Origin of the sequence: Lentibacillus sp. (genome assembly GCF_035301675.1) — a bacterium.
Lineage (GTDB): Bacteria > Bacillota > Bacilli > Bacillales > Amphibacillaceae > Lentibacillus.
The window spans coordinates 80,791-96,778 of the sequence record NZ_DATGTT010000052.1 but is presented as its reverse complement, the minus strand read 5'-3'; the positions used below and the strand labels follow the sequence as shown (position 1 = coordinate 96,778).

Annotated in this window: 13 protein-coding genes; 7 read left to right on the top strand and 6 right to left on the bottom strand. The window is 42.6% G+C overall.

The features are described 5' to 3' along the window. Window positions 1-42: 42 nt before the first annotated feature. The 5 genes from VK097_RS09480 to sspI all read right to left on the bottom strand — a co-directional run bounded on the left by VK097_RS09480 (window position 43) and on the right by sspI (window position 5,033). Complete coding sequence (locus tag VK097_RS09480) at window positions 43-714, bottom strand: ABC transporter ATP-binding protein (protein WP_324211559.1); 672 nt, start codon at window positions 712-714, stop codon at window positions 43-45. Next, window positions 707-1,831, bottom strand: coding sequence for an ABC transporter permease (locus VK097_RS09475; protein WP_324211558.1), 1,125 nt, complete (start codon window positions 1,829-1,831; stop codon window positions 707-709). The genes VK097_RS09480 and VK097_RS09475 overlap by 8 nt, the downstream gene beginning before the upstream one ends. Further along, complete coding sequence (locus tag VK097_RS09470) at window positions 1,831-3,048, bottom strand: ABC transporter permease (RefSeq protein WP_324211557.1); 1,218 nt, start codon at window positions 3,046-3,048, stop codon at window positions 1,831-1,833. Before VK097_RS09470 ends, VK097_RS09475 begins: the two co-directional genes overlap by 1 nt. A 16-nt stretch (window positions 3,049-3,064) precedes the next feature. After that, window positions 3,065-4,654: a DUF6583 family protein gene (locus VK097_RS09465; RefSeq protein ID WP_324211556.1), complete on the bottom strand. Its 1,590-nt coding sequence runs from the start codon at window positions 4,652-4,654 to the stop codon at window positions 3,065-3,067. Window positions 4,655-4,814: 160 nt separating this feature from the next. After that, complete coding sequence (gene sspI, locus VK097_RS09460) at window positions 4,815-5,033, bottom strand: small acid-soluble spore protein SspI (RefSeq protein WP_324211555.1); 219 nt, start codon at window positions 5,031-5,033, stop codon at window positions 4,815-4,817. A gap of 133 nt (window positions 5,034-5,166) precedes the next feature. On the opposite strand from sspI, the gene VK097_RS09455 reads away from it, so the two are divergent. The 3 genes from VK097_RS09455 (at window position 5,167) to pheT (ending at window position 9,734) form a co-directional block, all read left to right on the top strand. Beyond that, a complete protein-coding gene (locus tag VK097_RS09455; RefSeq protein WP_324211604.1) occupies window positions 5,167-5,919 on the top strand; it encodes a TrmH family RNA methyltransferase in 753 nt (250 codons plus the stop codon). Window positions 5,920-6,258: 339 nt separating this feature from the next. After that, complete coding sequence (pheS, locus tag VK097_RS09450) at window positions 6,259-7,308, top strand: phenylalanine--tRNA ligase subunit alpha (RefSeq protein WP_324211554.1); 1,050 nt, start codon at window positions 6,259-6,261, stop codon at window positions 7,306-7,308. Next, a complete protein-coding gene (pheT, locus tag VK097_RS09445; RefSeq protein WP_324211553.1) occupies window positions 7,308-9,734 on the top strand; it encodes a phenylalanine--tRNA ligase subunit beta in 2,427 nt (808 codons plus the stop codon). The genes pheS and pheT overlap by 1 nt, the downstream gene beginning before the upstream one ends. A 42-nt stretch (window positions 9,735-9,776) precedes the next feature. Here the strand turns inward: pheT and rnhC are convergent, their stop codons facing one another. Further along, window positions 9,777-10,706, bottom strand: a complete 930-nt coding sequence (rnhC, locus tag VK097_RS09440; RefSeq protein WP_324211552.1) for a ribonuclease HIII — start codon at window positions 10,704-10,706, stop codon at window positions 9,777-9,779. 199 nt (window positions 10,707-10,905) lie between these two features. Here rnhC and zapA point away from each other — a divergent pair, with 199 nt between their 5' ends. The 4 genes from zapA to VK097_RS09420 all read left to right on the top strand — a co-directional run bounded on the left by zapA (window position 10,906) and on the right by VK097_RS09420 (window position 15,986). After that, window positions 10,906-11,169, top strand: coding sequence for a cell division protein ZapA (zapA, locus tag VK097_RS09435; RefSeq protein ID WP_324211551.1), 264 nt, complete (start codon window positions 10,906-10,908; stop codon window positions 11,167-11,169). Window positions 11,170-11,172: 3 nt separating this feature from the next. Beyond that, window positions 11,173-11,730 (top strand): CvpA family protein, encoded by a 558-nt coding sequence (locus tag VK097_RS09430; RefSeq protein ID WP_324211550.1) that lies wholly within the window; start codon window positions 11,173-11,175, stop codon window positions 11,728-11,730. 132 nt (window positions 11,731-11,862) lie between these two features. Further along, window positions 11,863-13,584 carry a DNA polymerase/3'-5' exonuclease PolX gene (gene polX / locus VK097_RS09425; RefSeq protein WP_324211549.1) on the top strand — a complete coding sequence of 574 codons (1,722 nt, stop codon included), beginning with the start codon at window positions 11,863-11,865 and terminating at the stop codon, window positions 13,582-13,584. A gap of 59 nt (window positions 13,585-13,643) precedes the next feature. Beyond that, window positions 13,644-15,986, top strand: a complete 2,343-nt coding sequence (locus tag VK097_RS09420; RefSeq protein WP_324211548.1) for an endonuclease MutS2 — start codon at window positions 13,644-13,646, stop codon at window positions 15,984-15,986. The last annotated feature ends 2 nt before the right edge of the window (window positions 15,987-15,988 follow it).

Sequence of the window (15,988 nt, the reverse complement as noted above, 5' to 3'; positions counted from 1 at the left end):
GGCTCCAGTTGTCGGCATGCTATTATTAATATGAAAGAGCATCTACAATAATATCGGGTTTTTTCCGTAAGATTCCAGCAGTTTGTGGTAAAAGGGATCGTCACCAATACAGTAAATCCGATCACACAGCTGCATGATTTCATCCATATCGTGTGACGTGTATATAATCATTTTACCTTGTTTTTGTGCCAGATTGGACAGATAAGAACCGATTTCTTTACGGGATTTCAGGTCAATGCCTGCCGTCGGTTCATCCAGCAGAAGCAAGTCAGGGTCATGGATCAAGCTGACAGCGATATTCAACTTTCGCTTCATGCCTCCCGATAAATTGTTGACGGTTTCGTTCCACTCGCTGAGTTTCATGTCATTGCACAGCTGCCTGAGTTTTTCGTTGTTTTTACGGTTCCACGAAAGCCTTTCGAAAAAAATCATATTTTCTTTTACAGTGAATTCCTCCCACAAAGCAATATCTTGTGATACAAAACCTATTTGCTTACGGATTTTCTTAATGCCGGATTGATAGGGTTGATCATTTAGCATGACAGTACCGGATGTCGGTTTGGATAAAGTTGCTAGAATATGCAGCAATGTTGATTTGCCTGCACCATTTTCCCCGACAAGCCCGATCACTTCTCCGGGTTTTACGGAAAACGACAGGTTGTTCAAGATCTGCTTTTTATCATATGTCTTTGAAAGTGACTGGACGTCAAGCATGATATTGCTCCTTTCTGAAAAGCCACAATACAAATGATAACACAACAGCCGCCGGCCAAAAGCTGAGATAGTTTTCCGATAGTACCGGACCGAGCGGGTTTATTAAATCAAACCAATTCCAATCCCAATCCGTTGCTATAGCTGACGGAAGCAATGCGCCACTACTGATGCCAATAACCAAGGTAAGTACAAACGACATGGTGTAATAATAAAATGGTTTCTTAAAAAGGCAAGCAAACAAGAATGCTGCCGTGCTGATTAACAGCCGATAAACAAAAAGACTGATGGGGCTGATCCATTCTCCAAATATAAAATACAATGAACCGGCAGTGAACAGGTCGACGGTGAACATCACAACTGTGTATAGAACAAGATTTTGCAGCAAATATGATTTTAGTGACCAGCGGGAAAATACCAAGCGCTGAATAGCTTTCGATTGTTTTTCTTTAATAACCCAGTCAAACACAAGCAGCGTTGACAGAAGGCTGAATATTCCCCACAAGCCCCATACCGGAAATAAGCGCGGGTTATCATTTACCGCTTCCGGTGTTCCCTTGAACGTCAAAGCCGTATCAAGAAGGTTCTCTTCCCGCTGTATATCCTTGCTTTTAGCCGTGATTTCTTCAAATGTCCATTCTTCTTGCCCATTATATTGCTTTTCAAGCTTTTTGACCGCGAATGCGGCTTTTGCTCTTCCGGTTTCCTGCTGAACATGTGAGATAATCATTTCCTTGACCGGTACGTAGGCAAATGACATATCAGATTGATAACCGGTGATTAGCCTGGTCCGGTTATTCTGCTTGATGTTTTGTTCAAATTTTTCGTGAATCACGAATACACTGTCAATCTCGTGTTTCTCCAGATCGTGCAGCGCTTCTTGCTCAGATAGCACTTCCATCCTGATAAATGAAGCTGCTTCTATTTTTTCCACTAATTCTTCCGCAGCAACTGTTTGCTCTTCCAGTACAACACCAACAGGCACTTTAGCATCTTCCTGCAGTGTATTGATAATCATTGTAACGCTGAGGGCGGCAATAAGCGGAAACAAAAGCCAGAACACAAGGCCGATCCACTGTTTCTTCCAATGCATCAAGCGTGTTGCAATAACCTGTTTCATTAGCGGGCACTCTCCTTCCAGGCGGAGGTTCCGAGCAACATCATAACAGCGGCCGCCAGCATGATTGTCAACGGTATATAATCTGCGTAAAGCCTGTTGTTCAATAAAATTTCCTGTAGCCAGTGGTAACCTTCACTTGCAAAAAAGTATGGCAGCAAATTCTGCATATACATCGGGAAGTATAATGTTGGTATGATCGCACCGCTTGCCAGCAAGACAATCAGCGTAAACAACGATTGGATAAGCAGCCGTAGTTTCTGTCCTGTGAAAATTAATTCCAGAATGGCAAGGATGATCAAGTAAATTAAACTGTACAAGCCTGTTATCAGAACGATTCGACCATAATCTTCACCGTATAGTGGAATTGCCATGAACGAAGTGTATGTATATAGGACAATTCCGGCAAAAATGCTTGTGAGTATGAACGTTATTGTGATTTTGGCTGTCAGCTGCTGAAGAATCGTTACACCATATAACCGCATTCTGTTTTGCATACGCACTTGCTCATCATTCGTAAAAAATGAATAAAACGTTAGAAGCCAGATTGTAAGAATCATAAACCAGGCTGCGAGACTATAATAGTCCACAGGAGAACTTGTGGCATCGTTGCTTATCTGTTCCTCATCCACTATTTTGTCTTTACCTGCAGTATAGACAAGAAAGTTGTTAAACTGCTGAAACAGCATGTCATGACGTGTATCACTGTCAATGGATAATTGTTTTGCGTAATAATTTACTGTTAAAATATTCGCCTGGGATGTACGGATATGTCTGGCAATGCTGTCCAGCAATTCCTTGACGAGATGACTTTCCGTTTGTTTATCGGGATTGCCTGTAATGTTCAAGGTGACAGAATCACCGCTGTATAAACTTTCAGTAAACCCTTCAGGAAAGCTGACATATGCGCTTAATTGTCCGTTGATGCGTTCATTTGCCTCAGTCTCTGACAGGGCTTCCATTTTAATAAAACTGCCTAATTTTGATGATTCTTCAATTAAGTTAATCACTGTTTCTGTTTCCTGTGACTTGTCGAGGTCAACTAATCCGACATGAATCGGTTCGCTTTCCTCGGGCAGGAAGATTGATACCGCAATAACAGCAATGAGTGAGATAAGTAAAACAGGGAACAGTAAAAGCAGAGGAAGTGATAGCCACTTCCTCTGCAGTTTCTTCAGATTGCTTTGTATAAACAGAAGGTTGTGTTTTGCAAAAGTCATACCGGCACTTCCTTAATTAAAAGCTGTTCATGTTACCACCGCCGGGAGCCCCCATAATCTCCATCAGCCACTGCTGGAATTGTCCAGCCACTTCAGTCTGAAAGTACATTTCCAATTCCTGTGCAGACATGTCTCCAAGGTTTTTCACGTTTGAATCATCAGGCTGTTCAACTTCTTTAATCGTTTTGGCATCGTTTTTGATATTCAGGCTGACTATATCCTGTGGCAGGTCAGGCAACCCTACTGAAATTGTATGATCTGCAGTTTTTTGATCATTTTCATAAGTTGCTTCCCCACTCCAATTCAGGCTGCCGGATCCGTTTGGTTCAGGCGTTGAAAATGAAAATGTCCGTTCAAATTCCCTTGTTCCATCCTCGAGCGTCGATTCACCGCTGTAAGAAAGTTCGATATCTCCTCCGGCGATGGTGATGGAATCTTTAAGGTTATTATCTTTATTTGATAGATTGATATCGACTGTTGCTGACGAATCATCCACTGCAAATTCATAAGCCAGGTTTTGTTCCGAATCATTCAGCATTTGCCCGCCGGTAATCGATAGTGTGGATACTTCTTCATCTTTTGGTGCCATACCGATTGAAAAATCACGTTTAACAATCAAATCGTCCTTGACCCAAATGACTGATGTCAAACCATCAGGAACCTGGAAATCTTCCAATCCATTTATAGCTTCATCAATCGATTTCTCGAAATCTTCCATAGCAGTACTTACTTCATTCTCCATTTCAGCAGGGAGTGACCCTGATGTAAAGATTCCAAATTGATTCCTTATTTGTTTTTCAATGATTTCTTTCAACCGATCATCATCTTTAGCCTTCTCTAAAACAGTTGTGATTAATTCTTTAAATTGTTCTTCTGTAAGACTGAAAGTTATTTTTTCGGCATCAATTGATTCATCCTGGACAGTAACCGTTTCATTTTCTGTATCAAAAGCGTCATCGGGCAATTCATTGTACACCATCATAAGATATTCATCTGTTATATATTCCTTATCCTCTTCAGACAGCATACCATCCATTTGATTGAACAATGCCTTAAAATCAATCTCTGCACCTTCAAATGCCGGATCGGATTCTTGAAGCAACTTGCTCAAATCGCTATCCTGAATTGTCAGGACTTCTTCGAGAAAAGGAAGCTGCAGGAAGGCATTGTTGCCATCCATAAATAGTTTAATATCTTTCATTTCAACTCCGCCAAAGTTTATTTGCAAGTCGGTTGCAAATTGATTTTCATCCTGATTTAATTGCGAAGTCATTGTTAAAGTTGAATTATTAATCACCTGTTCCGGGCTCATTCCCATTCCGCCGCCGGTTGGGGGACCGTTATATTGAGCAGATAATTCCACCGTGTTTTCAATCGGGTTTTCCATTGTGTTTTCTGCCCAGTCAAATTCCGGCTGATAGCGTTCCTCCAATTTGTTTGCAAAAAACTCTGCGGTGTTCTTTTCTGCTTTAAAATATTTTGCCTTCGGTGAGCCGGTTATAAGCACAAATGCCGCTGCACTGCCGCCCACGATTAAAACGGCCGCTACAATAATAGCGATGACTTTTTTGGAAAGTCCCTTTTTGTTTTGTCCATTTTCTTCCATTCTGTTAAACTCCTTTCTGACTCCTTATAAAATGATATGTATTATGAAGACCTTGTCTTAATACAATAGTTCTATTATATACCATTATTTAATATTTTGGCCAAAAAAGCTGGAAATTGCTGAAAAAAAATAGGACAAAGGCTCTGAACCTTTGTCCCAGCTACTGATTGGCTTGTTTAACACCCTGTTCCAATGCTTCAACCATATCTTGCTTATCCTGCTCGTCAGATTGCTTCCAAATGAGTTCAAAGAGCACTCCAAGGCCAGGCAGCATTTTTTCTTCACCGTCCTGAATGGCATCGGCGATCGTAGCTTCTAACTGTTCCTGGTCATTTTCAGCAATGTTGGACAGAATAGCTTTCCGTAAATTAAGATCCATCAAACCACCTCTTCAGATTGATTAAACTAACGCTAGTTTGACCTGTTAAGCATAAAATATGTATGATTAAGTGGATAAAGTGAAACTTCATTTATTTGCGGGAAAAAATGTCGAAACGGGATGAATATATATGATGATAACATCACTTCAAAATGAGAAAGTCAAAGAATGGGTGAAACTGCAAAGGCGAAAAGGACGCAGGCAATCTGGCATGTTTTTGATCGAAGGTTTTCATTTGGTTGAAGAAGCCTATAATAGCAACTGGGAAATCGCAGAAATTATTGTGGAAGACGGGCTTGATTATTCAGGGTGGAATGACCATTTTGTTGCTGTATCCGTCAGCAGAAAGGTGCTGCAGCACATCACCCGAACTGAAACACCACAGGGAATAGCTGCAGTGGTCAAGGTAAAAGAACCAAATGAAATTGCCGGTGATACAGTGCTGTTAATCGATTCCATCCAGGATCCGGGCAATTTGGGGACGATTATTCGAACGGCGGATGCAGCGGGTGTCGATATGGTCATGCTTGGAGATGGCACAGTGGACTTATACAATGATAAGGTTATCCGCGCAACACAAGGTTCCTTATTTCATTTACCCATTTTACAGGTGAATTTACTGGAGAAAATTTCTGAACTTCAGCGTGTCGGTTTTACTGTGTTTGCTTCAGCACTTACAGACGCCGTTTCATTTCAAGCGATGAAGACAAGTGAGAAGAACGCTTTAATCGTAGGCAATGAGGGTGCAGGTGTCCGGAACGAACTCATCGAATCAGCGGATCAAACCGTTAAGATCCCGATATTCGGACAGGTGGAATCTTTGAACGTCAGTGTAGCAGCAGGAATATTAATGTATCATATTAAAGAGGAGGTTCATAAAGAATAGTTGCATATTGTCCGTAATTTTTCTATAATAGAATAAATTTGATTTAGCGCCATTTAAAAGCTTGGAAAGAGACGTGCGGTAATATTCTGTACAGTGAACAGGGAAGAGGTGTCACGGACTGAAAGCATCTCCGCTGGTACATTTGCTGCAATTTCACTCTGGAGCTGGCACTTGGACCTTCAAATAAGTAAAGGTGCCCCGGATGTTTGATCCGTTATCACGAGGAAGTTGGACACAACAGCTGTGTCAACAAGGGTGGTACCGCGAAAAAGCCTTCGTCCCTTAGTGGGATGAAGGCTTTTTTTAGTTGATTGAAAAGATGCATAAGGAGGTATATCTATGAAAGAGCAGCTTGAAATGATTCGCCAGGAAGCGACTGCTAAAGTCACCGAAGCGGAAAATTTAAAAGAGCTTCAGGATATAAAGGTAGCCTATCTGGGCAAGAAAGGATCCCTGACAAGTGTACTGCGCGGCATGGGTAAATTGTCCAAGGAGGAGAGACCCGCAGTCGGCGAGATTGCCAATAAAGTACGCGAAGCCATCACAAAAGAAATCGAGGAAAAGACAGAAACACTTGAAGAGAAAGCGATGGAAGAAAAACTGGAAAAAGAGGCCATTGATGTGACGCTTCCCGGTCGTCCGGTCCAGGTCGGCGGCCCTCATTTGCTGACCAGTATTATTGAGGAAATTGAGGATTTATTTATTGGAATGGGATATGAGGTGAGAGAAGGTCCTGAGGTGGAAACGGATTATTTTAATTTCGAAGCGCTGAATCTGCCCAAAGGTCATCCAGCTCGTGATATGCAGGATACATTTTATATCACGAATGATTTGCTGCTCCGGACCCACACATCACCGGTACAGGCAAGGACGATGCAACAATACGGCGGCATGCAGCCGGTAAAAATGATCTGTCCCGGTAAAGTCTACCGCCGTGATTCGGACGATGCAACTCACTCCCATCAGTTTACACAAATTGAAGGGCTGTACGTTGATGAAAATGTGCGTATGAGTGATTTAAAAGGAACGTTGAATCGATTTGCGAAAAGTATTTTTGGGGAAGACAGGGAAATACGTTTGCGTCCAAGCTTTTTCCCGTTCACCGAACCTTCAGTTGAAATGGATATCTCCTGCAAAGTCTGTAAAGGTGAAGGGTGCTCCGTCTGTAAACATTCCGGCTGGATTGAAATCCTTGGCGGCGGAATGGTTCACCCGAACGTACTGGAAATGGCTGGGTACGATTCGGAAAAATATACAGGGTTTGCATTTGGCATGGGACCGGATCGCATTGCCATGCTGAAGTACGGAATAGATGATATCCGCAATTTCTATGCGAATGATATACGGTTCCTTACCCAGTATCATCATGCAAAAGGAGGCGCATTGTAATGTTTGTATCATTAAACTGGCTGAAAAACTACGTTGACATCAGTTCGATCAGCCCTGAGGAACTGGCCGAAAAAATTACGAAGACAGGTATTGAGGTCGATGGCATTGAGTATATTGCTGAAAAAAGCAGTGATGTTGTTGTCGGGTACGTTGAATCATGCGAGCAACATCCAAATGCTGATAATTTAAGCCTATGCCAGGTTGATGCCGGTGATAAACGATTACAGATTGTTTGCGGTGCGCCGAATGTCAGACAGGGTCAAAAAGTAATTGTTGCCAAACCCGGTGCCGTTCTGCCAAATAACTTCAAGATTAAAAAAGTCAAACTGCGTGGTATTGAATCCAACGGTATGATTTGTTCGCTGCAAGAACTCGGGATTGACGAGAGATATATACCGAAAGACATTGCTGAAGGGATTTTTGTCTTCCCGGATGATGTTACGGTCGGTGAGAGCGTCGAGCCGCTCCTGAATTTAAATGATGCTGTGCTGGAATTCGATTTGACGCCAAATCGTGCAGATGCCTTGAGCATGCTCGGTGTTGCTTACGAGACAGCAGCCATTCTGAATCAGAAAGTTAAACTCCCAAATGAAGAGCTGCATTCTGCCGGTGAAAAAGCAGCGGATTACGTTTCTGTCAGTGTAGAAGACCCGGAATTGAATCCTTATTATGGTGCCTTCATTGCCAAGGATATTGAGATTAAGCCGGCCCCTTTATGGATGCGCAATGCACTGATTGCTTCTGGTATACGTCCGATCAATAATGTGGTAGATATTACAAACTATGTGCTGCTCGAGTACGGCCAGCCGCTCCATGCGTTTGATTATGACCGGTTTGGCTCTGATCAGGTCGTCACCCGGCGTGCAGGACAAAACGAAAAAATGATAACACTCGATGGTGAAGAAAGAATATTGTCCAATGAGAATCTTGTGATTACAAATGGCAAAGAACCGGTGGCACTCGCTGGTGTGATGGGCGGTTTAAATACAGAAGTAAATGAAGATACGACAACTGTTTTACTTGAGTCAGCCTACTTTTCACCGTTCGCTGTAAGAACGGCAGTCAGAAATACAGGATTGCGCAGTGATTCGAGTACGCGATTTGAAAAAGGAGTCGACCCAAACCGTGTGGAAAAGGCCGGTTTTCGCGCCTGTCATTTACTTGAAAAATATGCAGGTGCAACAATCCTAGCTGATCCCGTTTCATTTGATGCACTTGACCGCAGTGAAAGAACGGTGGAAATGGAAACAGATGAAATAAATAAGCGGCTTGGTGCAGTGATTACAGCAGGTGATATTGGTTCAGTATTAACTAAGCTTCAATTTTCATTTGAACAGGACAATGACAAATTTATTGTACATGTTCCGACCAGGCGCGGGGATATTACGATGTTTGAGGATATGCTCGAGGAAGTTGCCCGTATTTATGGATATGATAATTTACCGTTCACGCTTCCGGAAGGAGCTACACAAACCGGGGGGTTAACGAACAAACAGCAATTAAAACGTGAGGTTAAAAGTTACATGGAGAGTGCGGGGCTGATGGAGACAATCACTTATTCACTTACTGATGATGAGATGGTTGAGCGGCTGATCAGTCCGGAATTGGATGAAAGGCATCCAATCCCTGTTCAACTCGCTATGCCAATGAGCGAGGATCATAAATATCTGCGGTTAAGCATCTTGCCTGAATTGCTGAAATCATTGGCACATAATCATGCTCGTACACAAAGCGACATTCATTATTATGAGCTCGGAAATATCTTTATTACTGATGAAAAAACGGTAACACGCCAGCCGGAAGAAGAACTGCGCTTAGCAGGTGCGCTTACCGGGATATGGGTTAGCCATCCGTGGCAGCAGGAGAAAAAGCAGGTCGATTTTTATCTGGTTAAAGGGATTGTTGAGGGTCTATTCGACTACTTGGATATTCCGGTCAGTTTTGAGAAGGTCAAATTGCCTGATATGCACCCTGGCCGTTGTGCCACTATTTTAATAAACCATCGTGTGGTCGGATTTTTAGGGCAGGTGCATCCGACATTTGAAAAGTCGATGGATCTTAAAGAAACATATGTGTTTGACATTGATATGGAGGCGGTGCTGACAGATTATACCAATGCACCCGGCTACCGGCCAATTCCCAGATATCCGTCAGTTGCCAGAGATATCGCCTTCATTGTTGATGAAGACATTCAGGCGGGTGATATTGAGGAAACAATAGCAGAAACTGGTTCTCCGCTGGTTAAGAATGTACAGGTTTTTGATGTCTATAAAGGAGAGAACTTACCTGAAGGCAAGAAATCAATTGCATATAGCTTGCATTACCAGGATCCGGAAAAAACACTGAAAGATGATGAGGTTGAGCAATCCTACCAAAGGATTGTCAGTACGGTTAATGAGAAGTTCAACGCGTATGTAAGAACTTAATGTAAAAGAAGCAAGCATCCTGAGTTGGTGCTTGCTCCTTTTTTATTGGCGGTTCAAAGCTTTCTTGGTGTTGGCAAAATGTGTTTTGGCATAGTTGTTCAGTTCTTCCTGGCCTCTAGATTTGATGATGCGGGCAGCAGCCTGATCAACTTTCCCCGAAGCGCCTTTAGGCAGTGTGAACCCTGCTATTTTGGACAGGTGGTCCATTTCTTTCAAAAAGCTCGTCCTAGCGATAATGGAAGCTGCGGCTACCGCAATGGAATAACTTTCCGCCTTTGTCATGAAGAACATTCGATCGTGCATCTGTTCATTTTCGGATGCAATATGGCGTTTATAGACTGCCGGTTCACAGAACTGATCAATTAATATACCTTCCGTTTCAGAAGAATCAATTTTGCTTTTGACATTTGTAATCGCGTAATGATGGAGGATTGCTTTCATCTTTCCCTGCGACCACCCGCGTTTTTGCAGTTTATTATACTTCTCATTTCGGAGCACTAAAAGTGAATAGGGGATATCAAGCGTTAAAATATTTTGGGCTGTTTGACGGATCGAATCATCGGATAAATTTTTGGAATCTTTTACCCCCAATTCTTTCAGCAATTCAATTTGGTTTTTTTTTACAAAAACAGCCGCCGTGGTTATAGGGCCGAAATAATCACCAGTCCCTGCTTCGTCCGATCCGATATGACCGCCGGCTAAGAGTGTCTCCGGCGGTGCAAATGAATTATTCTTTCCATTATTTTTCGGCTTTTTCGGGCTTGCCTGTTTTCCGTCAGCCCATTTTTCTGCCTCGGCTTCTGGATCACTGCCTTGAAATAATACTTTTCCGGACTTATAGGCAGTGATTACTGCATTAGGTGTTTTAGCACGGAAAACAGCGCCCTGAGGGGGTGATTGCAGGGTTTTCATGTAATATGTTTTCATTGTTTCAATTGTTTCCGGCAACAGCTTATACACTTGTTGTGGCATACTCGCCCTCCAGTCAATGAACTAGATAAACTATAGCAAATCAGGACTTATAATGGCAATAATCTGTTTTGGATTTCCTGATTTGCAGTCTTTGTGTTACTATATAATGGACTATTTTAAACGTCAGAAACATGATGGTATTATTGTTTCGAACTGAAGAAAAGCAGGTTTTCTGAAAAACTACAGGAGGATGTCGCGTGTGGCACAAAATGATAAAGCACGAGTAACAGTCGAGATATACAACAGGAATTATACAATTGTCGGAAAAGAAGATTCGAGCCATGTCAATCTGGTGGCCAGTCAGGTCGATCAGAAGATGCGGGAAATTCATGATGCGAATCAGCAGCTGACAACTGCGGAATTGGCTGTGCTGACCGCAGTCAACACAATGAATGATTATATGAAATTAAAAGAAGATTATGCAGCATTGATGAGATCACAAAACAAGAAAGAGGATAAATAACAGATGATAGATTTCGTTTTAATCATATTACTAATTTTTGGCTTTTTCATCGGTTTAAAACGCGGATTTATATTACAGGTTTTCCACTTGATCGGATTTATTGCCGCTTTCATTCTTGCCGCTTTATATTACGATGAACTGGCACCGCAACTGGCATTATGGATACCATATCCCGAATTGGACGATAGCAGTGCGTGGGCCGACTTCCTGCAAGCTATCCCCCTTGAGGGCACTTTTTACAGTGCAATAGCGTTTGCGATTATCTTTTTCGCCGTGAAGGTACTTCTTCAGATAATCGCCTCCATGCTTGATTTTGTCGCTGAATTGCCTATTTTGCATTCATTTAATAAAATACTTGGAGCGATTTTAGGCTTTGTCGAGGTATATTTGATATTATTTATAGTGTTATATATATTGGCGCTGACACCATTGGCCGAAATCCAATCGTGGATCAATGATTCATTTGTGGCATTGTTTATTATCGAGCATACCCCCTTTTTATCGGATGAGATTAAGGCCCTATGGTCAACCGGGATGGATGAATTAATCAACGCCGATTGATGTGACAAGGCTGATTCAAAGGATTGGGCAGTACTGTTGTATGTTGTGTACAATGAGTATAGTCTGAGGTGTGAATCGGTCTTTTTTCGTGTTGAGGCGGGCTTTATAAAATATTGAAACAGGTGATTGATAATGGCTGTGAATAAAAAAGATGTTATTAAATTACTCGAAAAAATAGCTGTTTATTTAGAGCTGAAAGGTGAAAATCCCTTCAAGATATCGGCTTACCGGAAAGCTTCCCAAGCTCTGGAACGGGATGAACGTTCGATTGCGGATATTGATGATTTCACAAAGATTAAAGGTATTGGCAAAGGAACGGCTTCTGTCATAACGGAATATATCCAAAATGAATCTTCGGAAACACTGACTCAGCTGGAATATGAAATCCCCGCAGGGTTAATCCCGCTCCTGGATTTGCCTGGGCTTGGCGGTAAAAAATTGGCCAAGCTGTATCAGGAGCTTAATATCTCAGACGCCGATTCACTTAAGCAGGCATGTGAAAAGGGAAAAGTTGAGCAGCTTGAAGGTTTTGGAAAGAAATCAGCTGAAAAAATTCTGACGGCACTGGAGGAAGCAAATGAACGCCCCGAACGTTTGCCGATTGCTACTATGCTGCCGCTGGCTGAACAAATTGAAGACTACTTGGAGACAATAGCGGAAATCGATGACTATTCACGTGCCGGGAGCCTGAGAAGAATGCGGGAGACGGTTAAAGATATTGATTTTATCATTGCATCTGATAATCCTTCGGCGGTTCGTGACCGGCTGCTTGAGCTGGAAAGAATAAAAGAAGTGATTGCACAGGGGGAAACCAAAGTATCGGTAACTCTGGAGGATGTCTATGACATAAACGTGGACTTCCGAATTGTTGAACCGGTTGAATTTGCCTCAACATTGCATCATTTTACAGGATCAAAGGATCATAATGTCGCTATGAGGCAGCTCGCCAAATCAAAAGGTGAAAAAATTAATGAATACGGTGTTGAAGTTGAGGAGACTGGTGAAACACTGACATTTGAAAGTGAGCAGGCATTTTTTGATCACTTTGACTTGCATTATATCCCGCCGGAGGTACGGGAAAACACCGGCGAAGTGGAAGCATATCGCGAGCCGGTGCCTTTAATTGAGTTAAAAGATATCCGCGGTGATTTGCATATGCATACGACCTGGAGTGATGGCGGTCAATCATTGGAAGAAATGGTGAACCAGGCACGCTTGAAAAAATACGATTATATTACGATTACAGACCATTCCAAGTATTTGCGCATCGCCAATGGGTTAAATGAAACGAGATTGCGAAAACAGCGTGATGAAATTGCTAAATTAAATGAAAAATATCATGACATACACATTTTTGCCGGTGTTGAAATGGATATTCTGCCTGATGGAACACTGGATTTCAGCGACAAGTTTTTGAAAGAGATGGATTTTGTGATTGGTGCAATCCACTCGAGTTTTAATCAGTCACAGGAAAAAATCATGCATCGGCTGGATGCTGCTTTGGCAAATCCATATGTTTCATTGGTTGCCCATCCCACCGGAAGACTAATCGGAAGGCGTCAGGGCTACAGGGCCGATGTCGCGCGGTTGATTGAACGAGCCAAAGAGACTGATACAGCATTGGAAATAAATGCTAATCCAAACAGGCTCGACCTTTCCAGTGAATGGGCACGGAAAGCACAGGAAGAAGGTGTTAAGATTGCCATTAATACAGACGCCCATGACTACTCTATGCTTGATCATATGAATTACGGTGTGGCAACGGCAAGGAAGGGATGGATCAGTAAAGACACAGTTATAAATACTTGGTCCAAACAGAAACTTATGGACTTTATGAATCGTACAAGTAATTAATAAAAATTTAAAAACGATAATCAAAGAGTGCTTGGAATTGTATGAAGGAGATAATCCTGATGAACGAACGAATACTTAAAACATTGGAATTCAACAAGATAACAGAGCAATTGAACAGCCAGGCAGCGACCTCGATTGGAAAAGAGCTGGCTTCACTTCTAAAACCTTCTGCGGATATAGCTGAAGTAAGGGAAATGCAGGCCGAAACTGATGAAGCAAGTCAGATCCTGCGATTAAATATGGTCGTTCCGTTGGGCGGGATAGCTGATATTCGCGCCTCCGTTAAGCGGAGTGCCATTGGCGGTGTTCTGACAGCTGAAGAATGTCTTGACGTTGCCAACACCCTATATGGCGGACGTCAGACCAAGAAATTTTTGGAAAAGACAGAAGAAAATTTGCCCATTTTAAAAGGGCTTGCCGGACGAATCATGACATTGCGCAGACTGGAAACAGAAATCAACAGCTGTATAGATGACAGAGCCCATGTGATGGATGGCGCTTCCGTTAAACTGCGGAGTATCCGTTCTTCCATTCGAACCTATGAAAGCAGAGTGCGTGATAAGCTGGACAGTTATACTAAATCACAAAGTAAGATGTTATCAGACGCTATTATCACGATCCGTAATGACCGTTACGTTCTCCCGGTGAAACAGGAGTATCGCGGGTCCATCGGCGGCATCGTTCACGATCAGTCAGCCTCTGGCGCAACACTGTTTATGGAACCAAAAGCTATTGTCGATTTGAATAATCAGCTTCAAGAAGCGAAAGTGAAAGAAAAGCAGGAAATTGAAAGGATTCTTCGCGAATTGAGCGGAAAAATTGCTGAGGACGAAGCGATTCTTACCGAGAATATTTCCGTTTTAGCGAAAATTGATTTTATTACGGCAAGAGCGAAGTTGGGAAAAGAAATGAAAGCTGCCATGCCTGCCATTAATGACAATGGCATTATCAACGTCAAACAGGCTCGCCACCCGTTAATCCCGGAAGATGAAGTGGTTTCCAATGATGTAGTCCTTGGCGGAGATTTCACATCGATTGTTATCACCGGGCCAAACACAGGCGGTAAAACCGTCACACTGAAAATGATTGGGCTGTTTACATTAATGGCCCAATCCGGTCTACAGATTCCCGCTGCTGATGGCTGTGACATGGCCGTTTTTGATGATGTTTTTGCCGATATCGGTGATGAGCAGTCGATCGAACAGAATTTAAGTACATTCTCTTCGCACATGACCAATATAGTTTCGATATTAAGCGCGATTGATCATAAATCCCTTGTTCTGTTCGATGAACTAGGTGCAGGAACAGATCCTCAGGAAGGCGCTGCGCTTGCCATGTCTATTCTGGATGATGTTGTTTCCCGCGGTGCGCGGGTTGTGGCAACTACGCACTATCCGGAATTGAAGGCTTATGGCTATAACCGGGACAATGTTGTCAACGCATCAGTTGAATTCGATGTGGAAACATTGCACCCTACTTACCGATTATTGATTGGTGTACCCGGCAGAAGTAACGCTTTTGATATAGCAGGACGCCTTGGGCTTGATCAATCGGTTATCGATCGAGCGAAAAATCAGGTTGGTGTTAATTCTGAAAGTGTTGAGAATATGATTGCTTCGCTCGAAGAATCGCGGCGTCAGGCTGAAGCCGATTATGAACAAGCGCATACCACCTTGCAGGAAAGCGAAAAATTACGCGACGATCTCATAAAAGCGTGGCAGCAATATGAAAATAAACGGGAAGACTTATATAAAAAAGCAGAAGAAAAAGCCGATAAGGCATTGCAAAAAGCTCGCGATGAAGCCGAAATGATTGTTGATGAAATACGTCATATGAAAACCGATGCACAATTAAAAGAACATGAATGGATTGAAGCCCGAAAAATGTTTAAAGAAGCACAACCGGACCTGTCAGCTAAAAAATCGGATAAACCGAAAGAACACCCTAATGAGGGACAGGAACTGAAACCGGGTGATGAAATCAAATTACTGTCTGCGAATCAGCAGGGCACCGTTCTTGAAAAATTAAATGAAAATGACTATCTAATTCAGGTTGGTATCATGAAAGTGCAAGTGAAGCGCAACGAGATACAGCTCGTTAAACACAAAAGTCCTGTAACCGAAACGCCGCTTGCCACCGTTAAGGGTTCCAGTTACCATGTCAAAACAGAACTGGATCTGCGCGGTGAACGTTATGAGGATGCCATGGGGGACTTGGAAAAATATATTGATGATGCATTGCTTGCCGGGTATCCTAAAGTTTTTATCATTCATGGAAAAGGAACCGGTGCGCTCCGCGAAGGTGTGAAGGAATTCGCAAAAAATCACTCCCGCATTGCATCGGACAGACCGGGATCAGCAGGTGAAGGCGGCAGTGGTGTAACAGTTCTTGAATTAAAGTAATT

Coding starts and splice junctions, on each gene's coding strand:
- VK097_RS09430 (WP_324211550.1), top strand. CDS start 11,173: ATGATAGATTTCGTTTTAATCATATTACTAATTTTTGGCTTTTTCATC.
- VK097_RS09465 (WP_324211556.1), bottom strand. CDS start 4,654: ATGGAAGAAAATGGACAAAACAAAAAGGGACTTTCCAAAAAAGTCATC.
- pheS (WP_324211554.1), top strand. CDS start 6,259: ATGAAAGAGCAGCTTGAAATGATTCGCCAGGAAGCGACTGCTAAAGTC.
- VK097_RS09480 (WP_324211559.1), bottom strand. CDS start 714: ATGCTTGACGTCCAGTCACTTTCAAAGACATATGATAAAAAGCAGATC.
- VK097_RS09420 (WP_324211548.1), top strand. CDS start 13,644: ATGAACGAACGAATACTTAAAACATTGGAATTCAACAAGATAACAGAG.
- VK097_RS09470 (WP_324211557.1), bottom strand. CDS start 3,048: ATGACTTTTGCAAAACACAACCTTCTGTTTATACAAAGCAATCTGAAG.
- pheT (WP_324211553.1), top strand. CDS start 7,308: ATGTTTGTATCATTAAACTGGCTGAAAAACTACGTTGACATCAGTTCG.
- polX (WP_324211549.1), top strand. CDS start 11,863: ATGGCTGTGAATAAAAAAGATGTTATTAAATTACTCGAAAAAATAGCT.
- VK097_RS09475 (WP_324211558.1), bottom strand. CDS start 1,831: ATGAAACAGGTTATTGCAACACGCTTGATGCATTGGAAGAAACAGTGG.
- VK097_RS09455 (WP_324211604.1), top strand. CDS start 5,167: ATGATAACATCACTTCAAAATGAGAAAGTCAAAGAATGGGTGAAACTG.
- rnhC (WP_324211552.1), bottom strand. CDS start 10,706: ATGCCACAACAAGTGTATAAGCTGTTGCCGGAAACAATTGAAACAATG.
- sspI (WP_324211555.1), bottom strand. CDS start 5,033: ATGGATCTTAATTTACGGAAAGCTATTCTGTCCAACATTGCTGAAAAT.